We start from the raw sequence: 22,049 nt of genomic DNA, 5'->3' as shown, positions 1-22,049 counted from the left end.
GCGCTATCAAGCGCTCCATTTCGTTTCCCAACTACAGATTAGGTAGTGGTGCCGGCGATAGGACTTGAACCCACAACCCCCTGATTACAAGTCAGGTGCTCTACCAATTGAGCTACACCGGCATTTGATTTGTTTTTCGTTGTGTGCGTTTCGTGTGTGTCCCGCTCACGAGATTTAATATAGCACGTATAAATTTTAAATGCAATAGAAAATCTAAAATAATTTCATTCATAATAAAAATCGAATAAAAAAAGAGCAGTGGAATTACTCCCCACCGCTCGTTTCTTCTATAATATTATCCCGCTCGAAAGCCCTCTCCTAAAACTTCCTGAGCAGGGCACAAAATAATGAATGCATCGGGATCAACCGAACGCACCATGATTTTCAGCTTGCTCACTTCACTTTGGCTGACAACTGCCATGAGCACCTTACGCGCGTCTCCAGTATATCCACCTGCACCATCCAGCAAAGTGACACCGCGGTCCAAATCGTACAAGATGGTTTCTCTCAGTGTATCTGTTTCATTCGAAATGATATAAGCGACTTTGGATGTATTCCAGCCCATCTGAACAATATCAATCGTCTTGCTGGTCACAAACAATGCGATAAGTGCATACAATGCTTTTTCCGGATCGAATACAATCCCTGCAAACAAGATCACTAGTCCATCAAACACAGCTACACATGCACCCAAGCTAATTCCTGAATATTTGTGGAGGATTTGCGTTGCAATTGAAAAACCGCCCGTCGATCCTCTCCCCCGAAACACGATACCAATCCCTAGCCCCACCCCGATTCCTCCATAAATACTTGCAAGCAGAAGATTCGTGGTTAACGGCTGCAGGTGACTGGTCAGCATGACACACAAAGGGAGAACAATGGAACCAACCGCCGCCTTCATACTGTATTGCCGATCGAGAAATTTGAATCCTAATAGAAACAAAGGAATATTCATTGCCCATTGCACCACCGCTGGAGAAAAACCAAACAAGTTGTGCAAAATTGTCGATAGCCCAGAAACGCCTCCAGAAGCAATTTGGTTTGGATTCAAAAACAGATTGAAGCTAGTTGCCAATACTAGCGATCCAAGAACCAGCATGCCGTATTCGAGTACTTTTCGCTGTGGACTGTTCATCTGGATTGCGGTTCGTCTTTTTCGTGCCACATGGTCCCACTCCTGACATTATCACGTAAGCAAAATCCGCACATACACTACCATGTTTTGGTGGAAAAGAAAACCCCTTTTTCCTCATCCCTCTTATGTAAGATTTACGCATCCCCCAGAAACATGCACACGCAAGCCATGAGCCGGATAAGATGCGGAAAGAAAAAGTTGACTGCACACAAAATAAAAAGGATAATTATCATATAGTAATTATTATAATATAAGAACGAGGTGACCTGTAATGGACGATCATATTGTCAGTGTCACACAACAAGTCAAGCATCTAGGAAAAAGATTAACCATCCAAAGAAGAGCCGTACTCCTTCTTATGCTTACTACTCGGAAATTCTATACAGCCAAAGACATTTATCACGCTTTGAAAAACGAGATGCCAAACATCACACTCTCAACCGTTTACACCAGCCTGCGCTTTTTCGTGAAAATGGGTATTTTCAAGGAGCATGTTCACCACGACTCCCCCAATCAATTTGAATGTGTGATCACAATGGACGACATTCAGTTGCCAGAAGTCATTTGATTCCTATTCCTATTCCTTTTCTTCAACGCAAAAAAACTCCTGAAATCATCAGGAGTTTTTTGTTTGCTGTCAGCTATTAAAAATCAAAGTTATCTGGGTCTGGACCAACACGGTGATTTTGATTCAGAGAATGAATCATTTCCATGTCTTCTTTCGATAGTTCGAAATCAAATACGGATGCATTCTCGACGATTCGATGCTCTTTGGTCGACTTTGGAATGGTTACGACGCCATTTTGCAAATCCCAGCGTATAATCACTTGTGCAATGGACTTTCCGTATTTTTCTGCAATTCCTTTTAGTACTGGATTGTCCAATAGCTGACCTTGCATAAGCGGAGACCATGCTTCAAATTGAATCCCTTGCTCCTTGCAGTAGGCATGCAGTTCATCTTGGGACAAGCGCGGATGGAATTCCACTTGGTTGACCATCGGCTTAATTTCAGCGTCTTTAAGCAGCTCTTCTAAATGATGAACGTGGAAATTGCTCACCCCGATGGCTTTTACCAACCCTTTTTTGTACAGCGTCTCCAATGCTCTCCATGCTTCTTTGAACTTTCCTTCTACTGGCCAGTGAATGAGGTACAAGTCCAAGTATTCCAGCCCTAATTTTTTCAGGCTCGTCTCATATGCTTGCAACGTGGACTCATATCCTAAATCCGCATTCCATACTTTCGAGGTAACAAAAAGATCTTCCCGAGTAATGCCCGCTTCCTGCAAACCTGCACGGATTCCACGGCCAACACCCTCTTCGTTGTTATAAATAGCGGCTGTGTCAATACTGCGGTAGCCATGCTTGATTGCTGTTTTTATAGCTAGCTCGAGCTCCTGACCTTCCTCTACTTTAAAAACACCCAGACCCATCCAAGGCATTTTTACTCCGTTGTACAGTGTCGTTGTATCTTGCAAATGTTTTGGCATAACTTGTTTCCTCCATCCTTGTACTCTATGGTAGTATGACTGTTCCCAGTCACCTAATGTGCTTCATGTCGTTTGACAAGTGTTATTATGAGATAAACTAACGAAAAGAAAAAGTACGCACTTTTTTGTGTGATAGGCACTAATAAGTACCTATCGTTCAGGAGGAAATCAACAGTGAAAAAGAAGTATAACATTTCAGTGGAAGCTACACTTGAGGTCATCGGCGGTAAATGGAAATGCGTTATTTTGTGTCACCTGACTCACGGAAAAAAACGTACAAGTGAGTTGAAACGACTGATGCCAGGTATTACGCAAAAGATGCTGACACAGCAACTTAGAGAGCTTGAAGAGGATGGTATCATCAGCCGGATCATTTACAATCAAGTTCCGCCCAAAGTGGAGTATGAGCTCAGCGAGTACGGCTGGACCTTGAAAAGTATTCTCGATTCGCTCTGCTTATGGGGCGAAAAGCATATCATTAAGGAGTACGGCGACAAGTATGCTGTATTGGAAGAAAGTATCTTAAATCAATAAGAGAACGGGAGTAGGTGAAGTGACTTGGGAGCACTCGAAACGTCTGTCTTGCGTAAATTAGGGAGCTCAGACCTGATGCTTTCTCCACTAGGTCTCGGCTGCTGGCAGTTTAGCAATGGATACGGAATGGTGGGGAAGTTTTGGCCTGTCATTGGACCTGACAATGTTTTAAAAATTGTGCAGACGAGTTTGCATGGGGGCATTAACTGGTTTGATACCGCAGAAGTATACGGCAAAGGTCAATCAGAACAGATGCTGGCAAAAGCCCTTAAAGACGCTGGGACACTAGCTGATTCTGCTCATATTGCGACAAAATGGTGGCCTGTATTTCGCACCGCAAAAAGCATCGGGAACACAATCGACGAGCGCATTCGTTTCCTCGACAACCGCACCATCCATTTGCATCAAGTCCACCAGCCCTACTCCTTGTCATCTGTTGCAAGCGAAATGAATGAAATGGCCAAGCTCGTCAAGCAAGGCAAGATACAGAACGTAGGCGTCAGTAATTTTTCCGCCAAAAACATGCGAGAAGCCGATCGTGTATTGCGCGAGCATGGGCTGCGTCTCATCTCCAATCAAGTGAAATACAGCCTGCTGGACAGGAGAATCGAACAAAACGGGATTCTGGATACGGCAAAAGAGTTGGGCATTGCCATTATCGCCTATTCTCCGCTTGAGCAAGGGATTCTAAGCGGCAAGTTTCATAAAAATCCAGCCCTTGTTCAGTCCATTACAGGACCTCGAAAATGGACATCACCCTTTCGTTCCACCGGGCTAAAAAAGTCCCAGCCGCTCATCACAGTCTTGGAGGAGCTTGCACGTAAATACGATGCATCCGCTACACAAATTGCCTTGAACTGGTTGATTCACGCTCATGGCGAAACGGTCTTTGCGATTCCAGGCGCGTCCAAGGTCCATCATGCGGAGGAAAATGTCAAAGCTATGCGCTTTTCTTTGACCTCGTCGGAATTGCAAGAGATCGATATGGTTTCCAAACAAGTTCTGTCCATGAACAATTAAAAAAGCTGCCGATCTAATTATCGACAGCCAAAATAGCGTAGTCATACACAGCTCTTCCCAGTAATCCCAGTGTGTTCAGAGCAGATTGAGCGGTTACATCTTTGGATAAGGCCGTAATCGAAAAGCAGCGATTGTTCGTATATAGCAAGCCTACATCATGCTGTCTGCCAGTATCCCAGCCGGATTTACACGGCAGTTCCCATCCAGGATAATTGGGTTCTTCCTCATTTGGTAATTGGGACGGCAGACCATTACGGACTTGCTGCTTTTTCATAATGGCGATCATCTCTTTGCAGGCATGCTGAGACAGATAACTGCCCGTTGCCAAATGACCTAGCATATTCGCAACATCCCCAGCGGTTATCTTATTGTTGTCTGTAATATCGAGTGGATAAATCATGAGTTTGCGTGAATAACAGCTTTGGTGCATTCCCAAATCAATCATAGTCTGATCAATCTGATCTTTTCCTACCAAATCAATCAGCATATTTGTCGCCGTATTGTCGCTCTGAATAATCATGAGGGTCACCAAGTCGCGAATCGTGAGCCTCAAGCCTGGAGATAGCGCGTACAAAATCCCCGATCCCCCCACCAGATCCTCTTGGCGTAGGACAAGCTGATCATCCAATCGAAAATGCCCCTGCTCACTTGCCGCGAAAACGCCAGCCATGATCGGCACTTTGATGACACTCTCCGCAATAAACAGCTCGTCCGGTACATGTTCAAAACGGGTTCCTTTCGCTGAGCCCTGTTCCTCCACAACGACGCCCCAAGTCCCCTCCGCTTGTCCGATAATAGCCGATAACCTTTTTTCCAGCTCCACAGCTTTTCTTCCCTTCTCCCGTTGCTCATAGTTTTTTGTTGTCCCTTGATTATCATACTATTCCGAAAACAAATCAAACAAGAGACTGTGCCGCTTACCGTTCGTTTATCCATCCTGAACTTGGAAATAATACGTAAGATAAACCTACGGACAAGGTGAGGCATCATGCAGAACTCCGATAAAATTGGCAGCCGCCAATTTGTCATCCTCGTAACATTCATCACCATAGGAGATTCCATCTTGATCCTACCTTCCATACCTGCGACTGAAGCCGGTCACGATGGATGGCTATCAGGCTTGATTGGCATGGCGCTGGGGCTAGCCATCGTATACTTGTTTTGTGTAGTCGGTCGTATCTACCCCGAACAAACGCTGATTGAAAAGAACAAGCTCATATTTGGACGTTGGCTCGGGACAGTCTTTTCCATCCTCTTTATGGGGGCCGTGTTAATCAATGGCGCAGTCTATATCCGAACAATTGGCGATTTCATGACTACGCACATTATGAAAGCAACACCTATCCAAGCTGTCATGTTTTTACTTGTTGCCTGTGCCATATACGCTGTTCGTTTAGGCCTTGAAGCTTTTGCACGGACCAGCGAAATCTTTTTCCTCTGGTTTGTCCTTACGTTTGTTTCGTTTTTTCTTTTGTTAACCCCTCAGTTCCAATTTGTGAACCTTCTCCCCTTCTTGGAAAATGGCATGAAGCCCGTTATAAGAGGAGTATTTTCCGTGACCGCTTTTCCCTTCTCAGAGCTGGTTATTTTCCTCATGATGACTCCACTCCTAGATGCAAAACAAAAGCTCACATCTGCATTTTTGCGAGGAGCGATATACGGTGGCGTTTGTCTGCTTGCCGTCATCTTCTTATCGCTTTTGGTGCTCGGCCCAGAATTGGTTTCCCGTGAGACGTTTCCTAGCTACTCCCTCGCCAAACGAGTCCATGTAGGAGAGTTCTTTCAAAGGCAGGAAGCAATGATGGCTCTCATGTGGTTTGTCTCCATTTATTTTAAAGTCGTACTGTATATGTATGGTTTCTGTGTAGGGATAAAGCAGCTTCTCCATTTAAAGGAGCATCAGTCGCTCACCTTGCCCATTTGCATCTTATTTGTCGCCATCGCGATTATCATCGTTCCAAACCAAGCTTTTTTATACGAAACGTATACATACTGGCCATTCTTTGATTTAACAATAGGGTTCTTGTATCCACTGATCCTCATCGTCGGTTACTGGATACGGAAGCAAATGAACAACAAGCCGGCTACCCTCCAGAAGTAAGGTGTCGGCTTGTCTTATGCTTACAGTAGTTGTTTGATCGCTGCCACTCGCTCTGCATCGACGTATCGGAGAGCCTGTCCTTCTTCTCGTACTGCCGATCCAAAATGAACCTCTTTGACACCCGTACGTTTCACGAGGTCTCCCACGTTAGCCAGCGACAATCCGCTTCCTGCCAAAATCGCGAGCTGTGTGTTCTCTGTCAACTTGACGAGCTGCCCGATGCAATCAGCACCCTCGATTGCCGTTTTTTTGCCCCCAGAAGTTAGAATCGTACGAACCTGAGGATATTCCAGAAGAATACGTGCTGCTTCCATTTGATCGACGGCATTATCAAACGCACGGTGGAATGTCACATGTAATGAACCTGATTCACCAAGCACCTGCTCCATCCCCCGCTGATCAAGCCTATTTTCCGGAGTCAGCATGCCAATTACGACACCTGCTGCCCCAAGCTCATGGATAATTCGTACATCCTGCCGCATGACAGAAAGTTCTTCTGCTGTATAGCAAAACGATTGGCTATGCGGTCGCACCATGACGTTTACGGGGATCGAAACCGCCTTGACCACTGCCTCAATCAATCCCCAGCTGGGAGTAATGCCTCCCTCCAAAATTCCCGAGATGAGCTCCAGCCTATCAGCTCCTCCCTGCTCCGCACGTTTTGCATCCTCAACTGAAGTCGCAATCACTTCCACTAGCATGATACTTCGCCTCCATTTTTAGCATTTGTTCAAGACAAAAACTGGTCGTTTCTCCCCGACCACCAACTGATTGTCGTTTTTAATAGCTTTTGGCGCCAGCGCATGCAGTCGGTCGATGGTTTCCGGATTATCATACTGAATCTGCTCCAAGATCGACGCGATTATAAGCGGCCATACGAATTCAGAGCCATTCAGTACCTTCAGGGAGAAGCTGAGTCTCTCCTTTTTCAAAGCAAAGCCGTATACGCCCATCGCTCCGCCTTTGGCGATTATATTTTCATCCATTAAAAGGGCTGTACAAATGAAGTTGTGACTGGCAATGATCTCGGGACTGCTCGTCATCCAGCCTGTCACTCTCTCTACTGCCTCACGTGTCTTCTGATCGTCGATCAGATCCGGGCATGCGAGCTTTAGATAAGCAATCGCCAGGTTCTTGAGCGGCAACGCAAAAACCGGGAAGCCACAACCGTCGACGCTTAGCTGTACCTGCTCTTTTGGATAATCAGCAAGGCTGGCAAACACCTCCAAGGCCTCTTGTTGCGCTGGATGCTCTGCCTTGTAGTAATCATGAGTGGAATATCCTTGATCCTTTGACAGCGCCAAGTACCCCAAATGCTTTCCCGCACAGTTATGAAAGAGCCTGCGCTTTTCTATGCCTTGGGACAAGCAAGCAAACTTTGGCTCCTCGTTGAGCGGATAAGTCGGGCACGTAAGCAATTCGTTTTCCTGAATGCCGGTCTTTTGTAAAATCGACTCCAAGCGTTCTATATGATAGACTTCTCCACGATGTGAGGCTGCAAAGAGTGCTGCTTCGCCGTTATTCAGTCCGAATTTTTCATCAATTTTACATTTGGCGATCGGAATGGCTTGAAAGGGCTTAGCTGCTGAACGCAATAAGGTGATATGATTCACATCTCCTGCCCGATAAGCCACCTTTCCTTTTTCATTTACGCCGCACACGATGCCGTTATGTACGTTCTCCAGAATACCACCGCGATATTCTTCTACTAAAGGGACGTCTCTTATCAAAATCACCAACTCCACTCCATGTTGATCGATTATGAAAAAACACTAGCAGTAGCACCCTCCATCCGTCAATCTTTTTCCAAGCGATAATCCCCCCACTTCTGCGGTGATTGTTGTATAATGTCTCAAGGCACCCACTTGGGTTCCACAAATAAGAAATCCGTGCATCTGCACGGGAGAGGTTCGCGAACTCCCTCTATAAAAAACTAAGCTGGATAACAGTACCTTTCTTTGGTATTGTTATTGTTTTTTTGCAGGAAAGTTCAAGAACTCTCTTTCTTCCCATTCAATTAAGAGGAGATGGAGAGCAATGATGAAAAAGGAAAAAGCCGTTGTTGTCTTTAGCGGAGGTCAGGACAGCACTACCTGCCTGTTTTGGGCAAAAGAGCAATTCGGCGAAGTAGAAACCCTCACATTTGACTACGGTCAGCGACACAAGCTGGAGATCGAGTGCGCCCAGCAAATTGCCGCAGAACTCGGCGTCAAAAACTCCGTATTGGACATGAGCCTGTTAAACCAGCTCGCGCCCAATGCACTCACCCGCACAGATATCGACATTACCCAGGAAGAAGGCCAATTGCCATCCACGTTCGTCGACGGACGCAACTTGTTGTTCCTTTCCTTTGCGGGCGTTTTCGCCAAGCAACGAGGAGCACGTCACTTGATTACTGGTGTATGCGAAACGGATTTTAGCGGTTATCCCGACTGCCGTGACGCCTTTATCAAATCACTCAACGTGACATTGAATTTGTCGATGGACTATCCGTTTGTGATTCATACGCCGCTCATGTGGCTGAACAAAGCACAAACATGGAAGCTGGCGGACGATCTGGGTGCCTTCACCTATATTCGCGAAAATACCCTCACCTGCTATAACGGCATCAAAGGAGACGGCTGCGGCGATTGCCCTGCCTGCCACCTGCGAAAAGCCGGACTGGACACGTATCTTTCCGAGAAAAATCAACCTGGAGAAAAAGCCTGATGAGCGCGAACTTTGATTTTCGTATCGTCGATCGCATGCAGGCCCTGGGTACCCATATTCAAAAATCACAGCTTCGCTACCATAACAAACGTGTTTTGGTAAGCAAGGAATTTACTTTTGACGCTGCACATCATCTGCACGCTTATGAAGGAAAGTGCAAAAACCTCCACGGCCATACGTACACGGTTGTCTTTGGCATCAGTGGCTTTCCGGACGAGATCGGACTCGTGATCGATTTCGGTGACATCAAGCAAATCTGGAAAGAGCACATCGAAATTTATTTGGATCATCGCTATCTGAATGAAATGCTTCCTCCGATGAATACCACTGCTGAAAACATGGTCGTGTGGATTTTCGAAGAGATGGAAAAGCAATTGCAGTCAGATGCCTACCGCGACCGCTACGACGGCGCTCGGGTGGAGTTCGTTCGCCTGTTCGAGACACCGACCAGCTATGCCGAGGCAAGACGGGAGTGGATGATGGAATGATCCCGGTCTTGGAAATATTCGGCCCTACCATTCAGGGCGAAGGAATGGTTATCGGACAAAAAACGATGTTTGTGCGAACCGCTGGCTGTGACTATCGTTGCAACTGGTGTGACTCCGCCTTTACGTGGGATGGATCTGCCCGTGATGAAATCCGGCAAATGTCGCCCGAGGCGGTCTGGGAGGAGCTCACTCGCTTAGGCGGGGATCGTTTTTCTCATGTCACGATCTCCGGGGGAAATCCTGCGCTTTTGGCTGGTATCGGTGACTTAATCGCCCTTTTGAAGGAGCATGGCATTCGCACAGCAGTCGAAACACAAGGCAGCAAGTGGCAAGCGTGGCTTCCACTGATTGACGACATTACGATTTCTCCGAAGCCGCCTAGTTCCGGGATGGAAACTGATTTTCAAGCGCTTGATCGAATTGTGCACGCGCTCTTGGATCAAAAACATCCAGGACTTAGTCTGAAAGTGGTTGTTTTCGACGACGCCGATTTTGCCTATGCACGAACCATCCATCAGCGCTTTCCAGGGGTTCCCTTTTACTTGCAGCCAGGAAACAGCGATCTGACTGACGCTGATACGCCTTCGCTTCGGGATAAGCTTTTAGAGAGCTTTGAATGGCTGATCGATCAGGCGATGGCGACAGCTGACATGAATGACGCGAAGGTTCTTCCCCAACTACATGCGCTTGTCTGGGGCAATAAACGAGGCGTTTAAGCGATATTTTACTTTCATGAAGAAAAGAGGACTGTACTCATATGGCACACCAACAAGAACGCGATTTATCCTCCCTCACTCTTTTGGGAAATCAAGGGACAACGTACAACTACTCCTATGACCCGAGCGTATTGGAGTCTTTTGACAACAAGCATCCGTACCGCGATTATTTCGTAAAATTCAACTGCCCGGAATTCACCAGCCTGTGCCCGATTACCGGCCAGCCGGATTTTGCGACAATTTATATCAGCTACATTCCTGATATCAAAATGGTAGAGAGCAAGTCGCTCAAGCTATACTTGTTCAGCTTTCGTAATCACGGTGATTTTCACGAGGATTGCGTCAATGTTATCATGAACGATTTGATCAAGCTGATGGACCCGCGCTACATCGAGGTATGGGGCAAGTTCACTCCGCGCGGCGGCATCTCGATCGATCCGTATTGCAACTACGGGAAACCGGGGACGAAGTACGAGGAGATGGCTAGCCATCGGATGATGAATCATGATATGTATCCGGAAAAAGTCGACAATCGGTAGAGCGAATAGGTGATGTGAAGGAGAAACCCTTATTTTTTATAAGGGTTTTTTCCTTTTCCAATTAGAAATCAAGATCATGATCGTTGGTGAGATTCTACTCCTTCTGCTACGTTTTAGTGCGGAAGGAGGTGATTACCATGACCAAGCATCTGTATTTCTATGCAAGTTTCGAAGATGCAGCGCGACTTAATCGGGAGTTGATTCAGCTCGGCTACAGGAATTACTATCTGGAGCCACATGAACATCTGGTTGCTTTTGTTTTTGAACCAGTGACCGAAGTGAGTCAAGCGATCTTGAGACACTTGTTTCATGCAGATGGTCCATCGCACCTAGACAACTAGCTTTGCAGTACTGGTGCTCCTCATTTGAGGGGCATCGGTACCTCCATTTACACTGTCGTTCATCTTGTGTTCATGTTCAACGATTACACTTACAAGCGTAGTCAAAAGAAATGAACAGGAGATGATCTTACGTGTTAGTAGCAGCTGTGATTTTTATAAATCTTGCTCTCATTGCCTATACGATTGGGGTATGGAGCGAAAAACGTTCAGGAGAGCTAAAGTTAAAACACCTGATCTTTTTTGGTCTTGGCTTAGCATTCGATACGATCGGAACTACGTTTATGAAACTACTTGCTGAGAACTCCAGTTTAAATTTGCATGGCATTACTGGGTTGATCGCTCTGATCTTGATGTTTCTCCATACAGTGTGGGCCTGTGTCGTCCTATGGAAAAAGAAAGAACATCAAATCAAGCAGTTCCATAAATTTAGCTTGATCGTATGGATTTTATGGCTTGTACCTTATTCCATTGGCGTCGCTTTAAGCTTTATGAAATAGGAATGCTCTCCATTACGCTCCGCACGCGGACAGTCTACCTTTACCTCAACCCTCTCAACCGATGAGAGGGTCTTTTGCTTTTCGCGTTGCTGTTTAACCTATCGTCAACTTTGCCTACCATTCGACAATATCTCTTAAAGTAATCAGAATGATAATTGTATAAAATGTAATAAATTATTATTTCAGGAATTATATTCTTCATTTCAGAAAGGTTGATGATCATGTTTAAAAAAGCACTTATAATCCTGTCATTAAGTTCAGTCGTCGTAGTACCCTCTCTAGCCACACAAGTCCAAGGGGCGGCGCTCGCTCCACAGGAAAAGGCAGCCACGTATGGTGAAGAATTCTGGGTGTCGCTTACCTCACCTATTCCAGCCGGATGGGTTATCGTTAGAACGTTAGGAACGCAGAACCTGATCAGGAATGTGAACGGTGCTTCTTATGGCACGGAGGTAGAGGTGCTACTAGCTTCGCCTATCCCAACCGGATGGGTCATGGTTCGAGCCTTTAGAGGATCGAATGTCATCAAGAATATGAACGGTGCTTCTTATGGTACGGAGGTAGAGGTGATGCTCGCCTCGCCTATTCCAGTCGGTTGGGTCATGGTTCGAGCCTTTGGAGGATCGAATGTGATCAGAAATGTCAATGGTGCTCCTAACGGAACGCAGATTGAGGTAATGCAAGCCTCACCTGTTCCTGAAGGATGGATCATTGTCAGTTCAGGTGGAAATTCGAAAGTAATCAGGAAAATTGGCTAAAACAAAGCGCACATGGCATGCATCTATTCCGCAGGCTGACGTCGAAATGCAATCGGCATCAGCTTGCGGGCTTTTCTTTAATAAGTTTCCATCAATGGTGAACTATATAAGGGAAGCAAACGTCCTAAGGAGGCAAATAATGAGTACATTTTACGAGAAATACGGTGGGGAAGATACGGTCGCAAAAGTAGTAGACTACTTTTATGATTTAGTTTTAGCTGATGACACCGTGAACCACTTTTTCAAAAACACCGATATGGAAAAACAACGTAAACACCAAACAAAGTTCATCAGCTATGCCCTCGGTGGTCCGAATCAATACACTGGACAGTCCATGGCAAAGGTTCACGAAGGGATGAATTTGCAACCCATTCATTTTGATGCCATCGTTAAGCATTTGCGTGATGCCTTGGCTCACTTTGGTGTCAGCGAAGAGGATATTGCCGATGCTCTCGGCAAAGTAGGATCACTACGGGATGATATTTTGTATAAATAACCGAGTTATCAAAACGCCTGATGCAATGGTTCAGGACCCCCTTCCGTTCCCGGACCAGTTCCTCTCAGTGGCCCTCGTTTTCGAGTGGCCATTTTTACTTTGTTCTTACACATTTTGTAAAACTCTTAGCAACTCTATATAATAAGAGCAATATTTCAACAATGGAGGCTGATTCGCAAATGAAAGATCAGTTTGTTGTTGGTTGGGGTACATTGGCCCTCATCAACGCCGGACTCGCTCAAGGAAAAAATCGTAGCGGTCTTAACTGGTTTTTTCTCTCTTTATTCCTCGGCCCTATCGCAACGCTAATCATTGTAGTCTGGGAAAAATTGCCCGAGCAGAAGGACTTGTCACAGTGAAACATGTTGAGAAGGAGGCACGCATGATGCAAATCCGAAATGTACAAGAGCAAGACTACCTCAAAGTTATTACCGTCCTCAACGATTGGTGGGGTGGGCGACCAATGTCTGATATGTTACCCAAGCTGTTTTTTATCCATTTCCAGTCAACGAGCTTTATTGTTGAAGAGAAGGGAGAAGTTATCGCGTTCCTCATCGGCTTCTTGTCCCAGACGTTGCCTAGCGAAGCTTACATTCATTTCGTTGGGGTACATCCGGACAAGAGAAAAGATGGCTGGGGACGCGAATTATACTATCATTTCTTTCAAACCGTAGAACAAAAAGGATGTAATACGATTCGATGCATTACCTCCCCCGTTAATAAAGGCTCAATCTCCTTCCACATGAAGCTAGGTTTTGTCGTTGAGAAAGGAGATAAAAGCGTGGATGGAATTGATGTGACTTCAAATTATGATGGAAAAGGAAATGACCGGGTTACTTTTGTTAAAAAGATCTAATCTTATAGCCACTCGTCATTATCGTTTAAAATATCCAACAAAGTAGGTCGTTCACATGCTGAAAGCACTTGGATTTGGCGCTGTTTTGCAGATTCTCTGTATGATCATAGCGATAACGACAGGGAACATCGATCAAGCTGGCAATTATGCGGAGTATCTTACGTTTGGACTCCTTACACTAGCTGGATTAATGGTCTATAACGCCCTTAGCACTCCCTCAGCCTATTACAAAGAACATGAAGTGCAAGATTATAAAAGCAGATGGAAATGGACCTTTTGTTTCCTGCTCGCCTCTGTCCCCAGTGGCATTTTTGCTGTCATCTTTTTCAGTTTTTTTGCTTAATTCCTTTTGTTTCACAAGCTTCTCTTTTTCATTAATGTAACCCAAAAGCACCGTTTCACGTACTAATCAGTAGCCACACTAAAGTAAATCTTACACGGGGAAGGATGCGGTCTGATTTGAAAAGCGCAAAAGAAATATGGGGCTGGACCAAAACATTGGGCATCTCCCTTTCACTCGCAATGCTTGTTAACGTATTTGTCCTCCAACCTTTTAAAGTGAATGGACAATCGATGGAGCCCACTTTGCAAAACGACGAACGCATCTATGTGTCGAAATTGTCCCACACATTCTCTTATCTCCCCGAGTACAACGATATTGTCGTGATCGACAGCCGTGTAAACCGAGATCGTACGTTAAAAGATGACATCCTTGAAAATCCTCTACTCATGCTTGCCATGGGGAAAAGCGAAGCCAAAACATTCTGGGTAAAACGAGTCATCGGAAAACCTGGCGATACGTTGGAGTTTAAGAACGAGAGTCTGTATCGGAATGGACAGCCGTTAAACGAGCCGTACATAAAAGAAAAAATGGTCGACTTACCTGACGCCAAGATCGTCATACCAGAAAACCATGTGTTTGTGATGGGGGACAATCGTAACAATAGCGATGATAGTAGAGTCATTGGCGTGATTCCACTCGATCATATCATGGGGAAAAAACTGTTTTAATCAGACGTGAGAGAGCCTTTTCCACTGAGGAGGGCTCTCTTTCCTTTTCCCAATAGACGAATGCCCGTTTCGAAACGGCTGACAAACGCATTTACTAGTGATAAATGCATGCAAAGGGGCGTTTCTTGATGAGCTCTCAGCACTCTCATTCATTACGCTTTATCCGATTTGCCGATCGACCCGGGCATTTTCATGGGTATGACACACTGACGAGCATTTCGGATCGTCATCGTCACCGAATCCGTGGCAGAACATCGCCCCCAGAAGGAATGAGAGATCGGCACGTCCATTACTACGAAGGTACCACTACTTTTAATGATGGACATGTGCATCACTACAGAGGATGGACGGGGCCGCCTATACCGTTGCCAGATGGAAGCCATTACCACGAGTTTTCAGGGCAAACCACTTATGATGACGGGCACACTCATTACTACCGGGGCGTAACTAGTGAGGCCCTGTCTTAAAAGAAAAAGGCTGTCCCTCTTTGGAACAGCCTCCCTTCCTCTTCTCATTTTTCCAACATGGACACCAACGGACAGTCCATTGTATACAGGTTGCGATACCTTGGATTGTCCTGATCGTGGTGAAGTAACAACTACTTATTTTTTGACGGATTTCGTTGACAAGGATTCGATGATGTTGCCGATGGTCGCAGCATCGAAGCTCTTCTCTGCCATCTGGTACAGCTCGTACGTGAATCCTTCATGCTCCCAAATCACGATTCCGTTGGCGAAATGTACCTTTTTCCCGCCAATGGTTTCGATCTTGACACCCTCTGTCGTGCTGATGCCGTTTTCGCCACCGTTTGAAATCAGCAAGGAAATAAACTCTTTCTCTTTTTTATACTGAACTTCTACCATTCGCTCGCCTTGAATGACCGTGTTCACATAGGAATAATGCTCTGACAACCATGTCGGTGCGGGAAAGTCCATTTTGCTAGCTGCGCGTGCTTCTTCCACTGTCATCTGAGGAGGGGCCTTTTGTTCTCTAGGTATTTCGATTTCTTGGGTATTGGACTGTGCAGCAGGCAGCTCTTTATCGTATTGAGTAATTTCCATGTTCCCAACCTGGAAGCGTGCCAAGATCGTCTGCAGCATTCCTTGGGCAAACGATGTAGTCGAGAATGCACCTAACAGGCAAACAACAGCAACGGCACTAACTGTGGCAGCTTTCCATTTATTCGTTTTCATAGAGATCCCGTCCTTTTTATTATCATTTTGTCGTATGTTTCCTGATTCCAATTTGAATTTCAGCCGATTGTATATGCTGGCTTTTGGAGTGGCGTCATCCAGCTCCAGATCAGTAAGCAAGTCGGTGAGTTCACGAAAATCGTCTAGATCATGCTTACTCTTCATAACGGAAGCCCCCTTTTTGCAATTCCATTTGCAGCTTTTTCAAGCATCTGTAGAGAACGACACCAATATTTGAACCACTGACACCAAGAAGTTCTGCGATTTCTGCGTTTTTAAGACCAGCCGCATATTTCATGGCGATGATATTGCGTTCCTTGTCACTCAGCTTCGCCAGTGCTTTAAATAAGGCTTGATGATTGTCGTCGCGGATCACGATGTCTTCCGGTGACGACTTCGGCAAGACCAGATTCAGAATCGAATCTAATGAAAAGCTGATTCTTTTTTTCTGTGAGCGGAAGTAATCTGCCACTGCGTTTCGGGCGATCGCAAACAGCCAGACTTCAAAGTTTGATTTTTCCGGTGAAAAACTGCTATATTTTGAAATCACCATTTCAAACACATGGCTACATATTTCTTCTGCTGCGTAGTGGTTGTTGATCCGATAGCAAATATATTTATAGACGCGCTTATAGTACGCACCATACATTTGGGCAAACGTTTCGGTCGACATGCTTTCTACTTGTCTCGCGTTTTCTTCGTTTTGGCAGATGCCTGTGTTCACTTGGGCAATCTCCAACTACTTCCCCTCCCTTCTTGTTGTCATCAACAAATTGCGCAATTTGTCTGGTTTGTGAGCCTCACGATAGTTAATACGGAAAAAGTAGAATTGTATTAACAACCATTTTTAAAAAGCGGAGGAAATGACGTGTGGATACCCTATGAAGAAAAAAAGCAGGCTGTCAACGAATGACATCCTGCTTTTGGTCCATTATTTAGCCCAGTGCGGTGGACGCGTGAACGATGGTGGCAGCTTGGTGCTTGCATCGCCCTTCGCCGCGTTGAGCTGAACCTGCGTGAGAAACAACGTCTCCGTCAAGTTCGCTCCGCTCACGTCTGTATCGCGAAAATCAGCACCAATGAGGTCAGCTCCCCGCAAATCTGCTCCTCTCAGATCAGCAGCAATCAAATAAGAACCGCGCAATAGGGCTCCTCGTAAATCAGCGCCTTTGAGCTTGGCACCGATGAGATCAACGCCTCGGCCGTAGGACTTTCCTTGCTTGCCCCCTTTGTACTTGGCAACAGCGTCCTTGCGTACCAGTTCACTTGTCCGTAGCAATAGTTCGTTAACTTTTGCTCGATGAAGAGCGACGTCCAGCTTCAGGATGGCCTCGGGACTCTGATCCGCCAAGCGCTGTGTCTCCTCCAAAGCTTCCTGCAACGCAGGATGGAGGGACTGGGCAGCTTCCTTGGTCAACGCCTCCGTCATATACCAGAGCAGCTCATGAAGCTGCCACACGATCGGAAATACTTCGTACATTTGTTTCGCTAATCCGGGTTCTTTACGCCAATCTTGGCCGCCATAAGTGACTTGAGACACCTTTTGACCCGCTCCAAAACAATCGTAGACCGTACAACCGCGAAAGCCGATGTCTCTCAGCTTTGTGTGAACACCACACCGGAAGTCTGCCTGTAAGTTACTACAGGGATTGCCTGCGTCTTTATTGATGGCAAAGTCAGAGGAAGCAGCAAAAGGCAATGCCACACAGCACAAGCCAAAGCAGCTTTCACAGTTACCTTGAAGATGACCGCGACTGTTATTGTTAGTCGAATGGATGTGTTCTTGATGTGTAGCCATATAAATGATCCTCCCGGAAAAAAACACGATTCTCTCGCGTGTGGCGAAAAGAATCGTGCTACTTGAATCTGTGAAAAACATCTCGATGTTTTTCATAAAACAGAGTGTGACCGCTTGCGGTCTTCAAATAAACGGTCAATACCGTTTATTTGAATGCAATTTGAGATTCGATCAGGTAATTCCCAAAGACTTCGGCAAATGCTTCTGCTGTATGATAGCCTTCTTCCAAGGTGTTGTTCGTACCACCGAATTCCAAAAGCAGGGCTCCCTCGGAAATGGACTGATTGTACACCCCGTTCCCTTGGTTTGAACCTTTCAGGATAATCCCCCGCGACAAACCGGGATAAGAGGCTTCCAGACGGGCGTTCAGCTCTTCTGCCAGCTTTTTGTTCGCCAGATGGTTCGGGTTCGCTGTTCCGATTACAAACAGCATCCGGGAATAGGTTTTGCCATTGATCGTGATCGCTACCTTGCTGCGTGGCTCATCACTGTCCCGATGAATATCGAAAATGTACTGCAAGTGCGGACTGGTTGCAGCCGCTGCCGCTACCGCCTTGTACGACTCGGTATAAGACATCGAGTAGCTTTTATTTTGTTCCCTCAATCTCTGAGCGAAATCGTCCTGGCTCGCCATTGCCGAAATACCTCTTGCTTGCAACAGCTCGCCCAGCCTTTTTCCAACAAGCGTGATGTTAATCTCGGGATCATCTACCGAGCTCCCTTGTTGGTTCCGTGCAACATTTCGCCATGACTCACGATTATGGGTGTGATAGATATACACTTTCTCGTTTCCAATCATCCCACTGTTGTACTCGTACGTTGCTCCTGTCGGTGGCAGAGTACCCGTTGGTTGAATCTTATCTACGATCCACCCCGCGATGTAGGCAGTCGAATTGTCTGCCAGCCTGATAAGGTACCAGTCTCCTTCGGTTTGCACAACCGGGAATACTTGTCCGGGTTGAACAGTTCCGATGATGGCATGATCGGTTGTGGGACCGTTGCGGATGTTAGAATCAGGGTTTTTGACGCGAATCTGTAGTTCTTGTACAGAGGGAGGCGGTGTTGTTGGCAAAGTCGCTGGTGCCCCCGGTGTTGGACTCGACGGTGGCTGAACGACCCCAGTATGTTCCATTGGTTTGAAGATATAGGCATAGGTCCCGTTAAAGTTGATGGTGTACCAGCCATTTGCATATCCGTAATGATTGATTGTCATCCCGCCATGGATTTCACCAATGACGGTACCAAGAATATCTGGCTGTGCATAAACTTCATAGCCTTCGGTTAATACGATTGTCCCTTGCCCAAATCCACTCCCTGTATTGGATGGGAGTACAAGAGGGGGAGGCGGTGGTGCCGGAATTGTTGTCGGGTCTGGGATTTGTGCTGGTACCTGGGGTGGTTTTGGTGGTGGTGGTGCCGTTGTCTCCGTCAAGAAACTAGCTTTCACCCAGCCGTTCTTTTGATCCGACAGCTTAATTTGTGCCCATTCTCCTTGCTTTCTCATTTGCAAAAACACACCGTTTTTGTCGATGATCTGCAAAATTTGTGCAGTGGCATTTGGTTCTGCCCGAACATTCAGCATGTCCACATTGCTTTTGACATATTTGATCTGTGGAACTTCTATCATTTTCACATACTTATTATTGATCCATCCGGTATTGCCGTTCGGCAGCTTTACCTGTGTCCAATCTTTTTGCTGTTTGGTGATTGGCAATCGCGTCGCTTTTTTGAGTGTTGCAACGATCTGGGTAGTCGTACCTGGCTCACTTCGAATATTTAACTGATCGACCGCCACTTCTACATGGGTGGCCGCTCGCGCAATGGACAGAGGCATCAGCAAAATCAGGAAGAAAACAGCTAGCAAGCTGACATTTACTCGTAAAAGCAAGTTCCTCGTTCCCCTCTGTTTTTCTCTTATTTTTGGAAAATCCGCTAATAGAAAGAACTTCTCGATTCGTCCGCATTTTCCTTCATGTTTTGACATCTTTTGCTCTCAAAACAGCAATAACGTCACGATCATTCTATCTCCTGAAAATAGTGACGTATTTGCTAGAAAAAAGTTACAGAAAAAAGGATGAAGCAAAAAGCCTCACCCTTTTCTTTCTCCTCTATTTCCTTCCTACCATTTCGCTGCCCAAGCTTCTATCTCCACTTTGAGCGAAGGGACTGCCAATGACGGGACGTAAGACATGGTCATCGCTGGCGGTGTCCCCCCATGGAACTTCTCCCACACCTGATTAAAATGCTTCCAATCCATTTGCTCGGTTGCCCATATATTGATTTTGATGATATGGTCCGCAGTAACGGACTCACTTTCAAAATTGCGCAGTATGTTCTGTAGCGTGTTTTCTACTTGTTCTTTCATATTTGTCGGCAACTCTCCGTGAAGGTCCATTCCTACCTGCCCAGAAAGTATGAGCAAATCGGCTCCTTTTGGAACGACCGTCAGATGTGTATAAGGTCCCATAGGTGGAGCAACTGTACCAGGATTTTTGCGCTGAACCTTGGGCTTCACCTGGTCGGTTTGTTCTTCTTTGACGATCGCCAGTGTTTGGTGATCTTCCCACCGCCCATTAATTTTCACGTTTTTCTTGGCAATCCCTTCCTTGTGGAAACCAGCTTTTAGCAGCACCTTGATCGAGCCTATATTATGCGGCATCACTCCTGCTTCCAAACGGTGAAGACCTAATGTATCGAAGGCATAGTCAACGACGAGCTTTACGGCTTCCGTCATGTAGCCTTTTCCATTATGCTCTTTGTCCAGGAAGTAGCCGATCCAGCAGCTTTGCAGATTAACTCTTACGACCTCTGAAAGGATGACTTCCCCAATGATTTCATCCTGTCCTTTTTTTGCGATGACAAAAGCATACCCTCTGTCTTCTTCTTTTAATGCCATCGCGCTCTTGATCCTGTCGATTTGTCCTTCCAGCGTGTAAAACGCCTCTTCTCTCGTCCCTGTGAAGTTTTGAAAGAAGTCTCTGTTTCTCAATTCAAGCGCCAAGAGGCTCTGTGCATCCGATTCTTGTACCAGTCTTACGTAAATGCTCTCTCCGTTTCTTTGCATACAATCCATCTCCCTTTTTCGAAATAAAAAAACACCACAGGAAATCCTGCGGTGCCCTAAAAAGAAAACCACAGGAATGCGACCTGTGGCGTTTTTCCACTGTATCCTGATGAATCCCACTACATCAAAGGATGGTCGCTATATCCGTTTTTGGACATACTTCTCCCGTGATTGAGCAAGATCAAAGAAAACAGCGGTGGAGTATCCAATTCCTTTTGACAAAGAAAGTAATGATCTTTTTTTCATGTGGATACCCTCCTTTCCGCTGTTTTTACGTGCATACCATTTCGATATAGAGACGGTCGTAGCAACAACCGTTACATTATTATCCAGAAACTACTCCACAAGTATAGCGGCAAATGACATTCGTGGCAACAGCATCAGTGTCTCTTTTTGCCGTTTCGCCAAAGTATATACACATTCGCAATGGAGGTCAGTACAAGTAGACCCAACAGGATGTTTGTGACAATCAATGTGTTCGTCAAATGCTGAATAGGTGCATGAATCACAGATACAACGCTCATCAGCTTGTTCGGAATATCATTGATCGAAGCGACAAGATTATTGAAATACTGCACATAGTCCCCCAAACCGGAACACCTCCTCTTGCATACCTTATCCCGTCCATAGCCTTTGATAAAATTCGCCGCCTTACTCCACTGAAGAAGAATAGATCCATTTTTTTGTGGAACAATGAAAAGAAGAGAAGATTTTCATCATTCATAATCTGATTGCAAGAAAGAAGGGAGCTACCTTTATGACGATTCAACGTTTTGTTCGGGAGTCGCGCACGTTCAAAGCAAGCCATGTGCTGCCCCCGGATACGAACAATCACAATACGCTGTTCGGCGGCAGGCTGATGGCGCATATCGACGATGTTGCATCGATCTCTGCCATGAAGCATGCCCGGGGGCCGGTTGTGACCGCCTCGACAGATTCCGTCGACTTTTTGCAGCCAATCCGGGTGGACAATGAGGTTGCACTCGAAGCCTTCGTCATATGGACGCATAACACGTCGATGGAGGTATTCGTCAAAATTGTTGCGGAAGATTTGCTAACGGGAGTACGATGCGTCTGTGCCACATCATTTCTCACGTTTGTAGCGATTGGCGAGGATGGGCGGCCTACCCCTGTACCCAAGATCGTGCCGGAGACGGAAGAGGAGGTATTCCTGCACAATGGTGCTGACGAGCGTGCTGCGGCACGAAAAATCAGGCGCAAGGATAACAAGCATCTCGCGGATATGCTCGGAACGAGACGTCCGTGGGAGCCATTACTGAACACCCCGTAACGCCAAAAGTCCCCT

29 protein-coding genes, 1 tRNA gene and 1 riboswitch are annotated in these 22,049 nt (G+C 46.0%); of the genes, 18 read left to right on the top strand and 12 right to left on the bottom strand.

Features of this window, described 5'->3' with window-relative positions:
- Positions 1-46 precede the first annotated feature (46 nt).
- Both ODZ53_RS17800 and ODZ53_RS17795 read right to left on the bottom strand, forming a co-directional pair.
- Positions 47-122, bottom strand: a tRNA-Thr gene (locus ODZ53_RS17800).
- Positions 123-295: 173 nt separating this feature from the next.
- On the bottom strand, positions 296-1,165 hold the full coding sequence (locus ODZ53_RS17795; RefSeq protein ID WP_015892813.1) for a YitT family protein: 870 nt from the start codon (positions 1,163-1,165) through the stop codon (positions 296-298).
- 241 nt (positions 1,166-1,406) lie between these two features.
- Here ODZ53_RS17795 and ODZ53_RS17790 point away from each other — a divergent pair, with 241 nt between their 5' ends.
- Positions 1,407-1,703 carry a Fur family transcriptional regulator gene (locus tag ODZ53_RS17790; protein ID WP_142497247.1) on the top strand — a complete coding sequence of 99 codons (297 nt, stop codon included), beginning with the start codon at positions 1,407-1,409 and terminating at the stop codon, positions 1,701-1,703.
- 76 nt (positions 1,704-1,779) lie between these two features.
- On the opposite strand, the gene ODZ53_RS17785 is transcribed toward ODZ53_RS17790, so the two are convergent.
- Positions 1,780-2,622, bottom strand: a complete 843-nt coding sequence (locus ODZ53_RS17785) for an aldo/keto reductase (RefSeq protein ID WP_372678780.1) — start codon at positions 2,620-2,622, stop codon at positions 1,780-1,782.
- 174 nt (positions 2,623-2,796) lie between these two features.
- On the opposite strand from ODZ53_RS17785, the gene ODZ53_RS17780 reads away from it, so the two are divergent.
- Together ODZ53_RS17780 and ODZ53_RS17775 are read left to right on the top strand one after the other, a co-directional pair.
- Entirely contained in the window at positions 2,797-3,156 is a 360-nt protein-coding gene (locus tag ODZ53_RS17780; RefSeq protein ID WP_016741407.1) for a winged helix-turn-helix transcriptional regulator, read from the top strand.
- A gap of 75 nt (positions 3,157-3,231) precedes the next feature.
- The gene (locus ODZ53_RS17775; RefSeq protein WP_372678794.1) at positions 3,232-4,176 is read left to right on the top strand and encodes an aldo/keto reductase; all 945 of its coding nucleotides are present in this window, start codon (positions 3,232-3,234) and stop codon (positions 4,174-4,176) included.
- 13 nt (positions 4,177-4,189) lie between these two features.
- On the opposite strand, the gene ODZ53_RS17770 is transcribed toward ODZ53_RS17775, so the two are convergent.
- Positions 4,190-4,999: a serine hydrolase gene (locus tag ODZ53_RS17770; protein WP_372678778.1), complete on the bottom strand. Its 810-nt coding sequence runs from the start codon at positions 4,997-4,999 to the stop codon at positions 4,190-4,192.
- A 165-nt stretch (positions 5,000-5,164) separates the two neighbouring features.
- Between ODZ53_RS17770 and ODZ53_RS17765 the strand changes: the two genes are divergently transcribed.
- Entirely contained in the window at positions 5,165-6,277 is a 1,113-nt protein-coding gene (locus ODZ53_RS17765) for a GerAB/ArcD/ProY family transporter (RefSeq protein ID WP_372678776.1), read from the top strand.
- 20 nt (positions 6,278-6,297) lie between these two features.
- Here ODZ53_RS17765 and ODZ53_RS17760 read toward each other — a convergent pair whose 3' ends face one another.
- Positions 6,298-6,978 carry a copper homeostasis protein CutC gene (locus ODZ53_RS17760; protein WP_372678774.1) on the bottom strand — a complete coding sequence of 227 codons (681 nt, stop codon included), beginning with the start codon at positions 6,976-6,978 and terminating at the stop codon, positions 6,298-6,300.
- An 18-nt stretch (positions 6,979-6,996) separates the two neighbouring features.
- Complete coding sequence (locus tag ODZ53_RS17755) at positions 6,997-8,022, bottom strand: asparaginase (RefSeq protein ID WP_372678772.1); 1,026 nt, start codon at positions 8,020-8,022, stop codon at positions 6,997-6,999.
- Between the two features lie 154 nt (positions 8,023-8,176).
- Positions 8,177-8,220, top strand: a riboswitch (PreQ1 riboswitch).
- Positions 8,221-8,317: 97 nt separating this feature from the next.
- Between ODZ53_RS17755 and queC the strand changes: the two genes are divergently transcribed.
- The 13 genes from queC to ODZ53_RS17690 all read left to right on the top strand — a co-directional run bounded on the left by queC (position 8,318) and on the right by ODZ53_RS17690 (position 15,155).
- Positions 8,318-8,986 (top strand): 7-cyano-7-deazaguanine synthase QueC, encoded by a 669-nt coding sequence (gene queC, locus ODZ53_RS17750; RefSeq protein ID WP_087349349.1) that lies wholly within the window; start codon positions 8,318-8,320, stop codon positions 8,984-8,986.
- Entirely contained in the window at positions 8,986-9,474 is a 489-nt protein-coding gene (queD, locus tag ODZ53_RS17745) for a 6-carboxytetrahydropterin synthase QueD (RefSeq protein WP_015892823.1), read from the top strand. Before queC ends, queD begins: the two co-directional genes overlap by 1 nt.
- Positions 9,471-10,190 (top strand): 7-carboxy-7-deazaguanine synthase QueE, encoded by a 720-nt coding sequence (gene queE / locus ODZ53_RS17740; protein ID WP_199929824.1) that lies wholly within the window; start codon positions 9,471-9,473, stop codon positions 10,188-10,190. Before queD ends, queE begins: the two co-directional genes overlap by 4 nt.
- A gap of 41 nt (positions 10,191-10,231) precedes the next feature.
- Positions 10,232-10,729, top strand: coding sequence for a preQ(1) synthase (gene queF, locus ODZ53_RS17735; RefSeq protein ID WP_007729714.1), 498 nt, complete (start codon positions 10,232-10,234; stop codon positions 10,727-10,729).
- Positions 10,730-10,866: 137 nt separating this feature from the next.
- Positions 10,867-11,070 (top strand): hypothetical protein, encoded by a 204-nt coding sequence (locus ODZ53_RS17730; protein WP_016738696.1) that lies wholly within the window; start codon positions 10,867-10,869, stop codon positions 11,068-11,070.
- A 131-nt stretch (positions 11,071-11,201) separates the two neighbouring features.
- Positions 11,202-11,567: an HsmA family protein gene (locus tag ODZ53_RS17725; RefSeq protein ID WP_087351430.1), complete on the top strand. Its 366-nt coding sequence runs from the start codon at positions 11,202-11,204 to the stop codon at positions 11,565-11,567.
- A gap of 221 nt (positions 11,568-11,788) precedes the next feature.
- On the top strand, positions 11,789-12,325 hold the full coding sequence (locus ODZ53_RS17720; RefSeq protein ID WP_372678768.1) for a hypothetical protein: 537 nt from the start codon (positions 11,789-11,791) through the stop codon (positions 12,323-12,325).
- Between the two features lie 139 nt (positions 12,326-12,464).
- A complete protein-coding gene (locus ODZ53_RS17715; RefSeq protein ID WP_199929820.1) occupies positions 12,465-12,821 on the top strand; it encodes a group I truncated hemoglobin in 357 nt (118 codons plus the stop codon).
- A gap of 179 nt (positions 12,822-13,000) precedes the next feature.
- Positions 13,001-13,180: a hypothetical protein gene (locus tag ODZ53_RS17710; RefSeq protein WP_172141044.1), complete on the top strand. Its 180-nt coding sequence runs from the start codon at positions 13,001-13,003 to the stop codon at positions 13,178-13,180.
- Between the two features lie 26 nt (positions 13,181-13,206).
- Positions 13,207-13,677, top strand: a complete 471-nt coding sequence (locus tag ODZ53_RS17705; RefSeq protein ID WP_372678791.1) for a GNAT family N-acetyltransferase — start codon at positions 13,207-13,209, stop codon at positions 13,675-13,677.
- Positions 13,678-13,732: 55 nt separating this feature from the next.
- Positions 13,733-14,020 carry a hypothetical protein gene (locus tag ODZ53_RS17700; protein WP_372678766.1) on the top strand — a complete coding sequence of 96 codons (288 nt, stop codon included), beginning with the start codon at positions 13,733-13,735 and terminating at the stop codon, positions 14,018-14,020.
- Between the two features lie 104 nt (positions 14,021-14,124).
- Positions 14,125-14,688: a signal peptidase I gene (gene lepB / locus ODZ53_RS17695; RefSeq protein WP_015892831.1), complete on the top strand. Its 564-nt coding sequence runs from the start codon at positions 14,125-14,127 to the stop codon at positions 14,686-14,688.
- 128 nt (positions 14,689-14,816) lie between these two features.
- Positions 14,817-15,155 carry a YmaF family protein gene (locus ODZ53_RS17690; protein WP_015892832.1) on the top strand — a complete coding sequence of 113 codons (339 nt, stop codon included), beginning with the start codon at positions 14,817-14,819 and terminating at the stop codon, positions 15,153-15,155.
- Positions 15,156-15,290: 135 nt separating this feature from the next.
- On the opposite strand, the gene ODZ53_RS17685 is transcribed toward ODZ53_RS17690, so the two are convergent.
- From ODZ53_RS17685 to ODZ53_RS17660, 6 genes are all read right to left on the bottom strand, one after another.
- Complete coding sequence (locus tag ODZ53_RS17685) at positions 15,291-16,046, bottom strand: hypothetical protein (protein ID WP_372678763.1); 756 nt, start codon at positions 16,044-16,046, stop codon at positions 15,291-15,293.
- Complete coding sequence (locus ODZ53_RS17680; RefSeq protein WP_372678761.1) at positions 16,036-16,620, bottom strand: sigma-70 family RNA polymerase sigma factor; 585 nt, start codon at positions 16,618-16,620, stop codon at positions 16,036-16,038. The genes ODZ53_RS17685 and ODZ53_RS17680 overlap by 11 nt, the downstream gene beginning before the upstream one ends.
- Positions 16,621-16,812: 192 nt before the next feature.
- Positions 16,813-17,679 (bottom strand): pentapeptide repeat-containing protein, encoded by an 867-nt coding sequence (locus tag ODZ53_RS17675; RefSeq protein WP_372678759.1) that lies wholly within the window; start codon positions 17,677-17,679, stop codon positions 16,813-16,815.
- A 145-nt stretch (positions 17,680-17,824) separates the two neighbouring features.
- The gene (gene spoIIP, locus ODZ53_RS17670; protein WP_372678757.1) at positions 17,825-19,567 is read right to left on the bottom strand and encodes a stage II sporulation protein P; all 1,743 of its coding nucleotides are present in this window, start codon (positions 19,565-19,567) and stop codon (positions 17,825-17,827) included.
- Positions 19,568-19,798: 231 nt separating this feature from the next.
- Positions 19,799-20,743 (bottom strand): GNAT family N-acetyltransferase, encoded by a 945-nt coding sequence (locus ODZ53_RS17665; RefSeq protein ID WP_234125375.1) that lies wholly within the window; start codon positions 20,741-20,743, stop codon positions 19,799-19,801.
- Positions 20,744-21,123: 380 nt separating this feature from the next.
- Positions 21,124-21,333 carry a hypothetical protein gene (locus tag ODZ53_RS17660; protein ID WP_372678754.1) on the bottom strand — a complete coding sequence of 70 codons (210 nt, stop codon included), beginning with the start codon at positions 21,331-21,333 and terminating at the stop codon, positions 21,124-21,126.
- 167 nt (positions 21,334-21,500) lie between these two features.
- Between ODZ53_RS17660 and ODZ53_RS17655 the strand changes: the two genes are divergently transcribed.
- Positions 21,501-22,034, top strand: coding sequence for an acyl-CoA thioesterase (locus ODZ53_RS17655; protein ID WP_016740332.1), 534 nt, complete (start codon positions 21,501-21,503; stop codon positions 22,032-22,034).
- The last annotated feature ends 15 nt before the right edge of the window (positions 22,035-22,049 follow it).

This window comes from Brevibacillus sp. BD137 (assembly GCF_041644655.1).
In the GTDB taxonomy this organism is placed as follows: domain Bacteria; phylum Bacillota; class Bacilli; order Brevibacillales; family Brevibacillaceae; genus Brevibacillus; species Brevibacillus brevis_D.
The sequence above is the reverse complement of the archived record's forward strand: the minus strand, read 5'-3'. Positions and strand labels throughout refer to the sequence as shown.

Bases quoted from the DNA above. Each gene is read 5' to 3' on its own strand.
- ODZ53_RS17655 (WP_016740332.1), top strand. From the start codon at position 21,501: ATGACGATTCAACGTTTTGTTCGGGAGTCGCGCACGTTCAAAGCAAGC.
- ODZ53_RS17665 (WP_234125375.1), bottom strand. From the start codon at position 20,743: ATGCAAAGAAACGGAGAGAGCATTTACGTAAGACTGGTACAAGAATCG.
- queF (WP_007729714.1), top strand. From the start codon at position 10,232: ATGGCACACCAACAAGAACGCGATTTATCCTCCCTCACTCTTTTGGGA.
- ODZ53_RS17675 (WP_372678759.1), bottom strand. From the start codon at position 17,679: ATGGCTACACATCAAGAACACATCCATTCGACTAACAATAACAGTCGC.
- ODZ53_RS17685 (WP_372678763.1), bottom strand. From the start codon at position 16,046: ATGAAGAGTAAGCATGATCTAGACGATTTTCGTGAACTCACCGACTTG.
- ODZ53_RS17715 (WP_199929820.1), top strand. From the start codon at position 12,465: ATGAGTACATTTTACGAGAAATACGGTGGGGAAGATACGGTCGCAAAA.
- queE (WP_199929824.1), top strand. From the start codon at position 9,471: ATGATCCCGGTCTTGGAAATATTCGGCCCTACCATTCAGGGCGAAGGA.
- lepB (WP_015892831.1), top strand. From the start codon at position 14,125: ATGCGGTCTGATTTGAAAAGCGCAAAAGAAATATGGGGCTGGACCAAA.
- ODZ53_RS17690 (WP_015892832.1), top strand. From the start codon at position 14,817: ATGAGCTCTCAGCACTCTCATTCATTACGCTTTATCCGATTTGCCGAT.
- ODZ53_RS17765 (WP_372678776.1), top strand. From the start codon at position 5,165: ATGCAGAACTCCGATAAAATTGGCAGCCGCCAATTTGTCATCCTCGTA.
- ODZ53_RS17730 (WP_016738696.1), top strand. From the start codon at position 10,867: ATGACCAAGCATCTGTATTTCTATGCAAGTTTCGAAGATGCAGCGCGA.
- ODZ53_RS17705 (WP_372678791.1), top strand. From the start codon at position 13,207: ATGCAAATCCGAAATGTACAAGAGCAAGACTACCTCAAAGTTATTACC.
- ODZ53_RS17775 (WP_372678794.1), top strand. From the start codon at position 3,232: ATGCTTTCTCCACTAGGTCTCGGCTGCTGGCAGTTTAGCAATGGATAC.
- queD (WP_015892823.1), top strand. From the start codon at position 8,986: ATGAGCGCGAACTTTGATTTTCGTATCGTCGATCGCATGCAGGCCCTG.
- ODZ53_RS17785 (WP_372678780.1), bottom strand. From the start codon at position 2,622: ATGCCAAAACATTTGCAAGATACAACGACACTGTACAACGGAGTAAAA.
- ODZ53_RS17720 (WP_372678768.1), top strand. From the start codon at position 11,789: ATGTTTAAAAAAGCACTTATAATCCTGTCATTAAGTTCAGTCGTCGTA.
- queC (WP_087349349.1), top strand. From the start codon at position 8,318: ATGAAAAAGGAAAAAGCCGTTGTTGTCTTTAGCGGAGGTCAGGACAGC.
- ODZ53_RS17790 (WP_142497247.1), top strand. From the start codon at position 1,407: ATGGACGATCATATTGTCAGTGTCACACAACAAGTCAAGCATCTAGGA.
- ODZ53_RS17700 (WP_372678766.1), top strand. From the start codon at position 13,733: ATGCTGAAAGCACTTGGATTTGGCGCTGTTTTGCAGATTCTCTGTATG.
- ODZ53_RS17710 (WP_172141044.1), top strand. From the start codon at position 13,001: ATGAAAGATCAGTTTGTTGTTGGTTGGGGTACATTGGCCCTCATCAAC.
- ODZ53_RS17760 (WP_372678774.1), bottom strand. From the start codon at position 6,978: ATGCTAGTGGAAGTGATTGCGACTTCAGTTGAGGATGCAAAACGTGCG.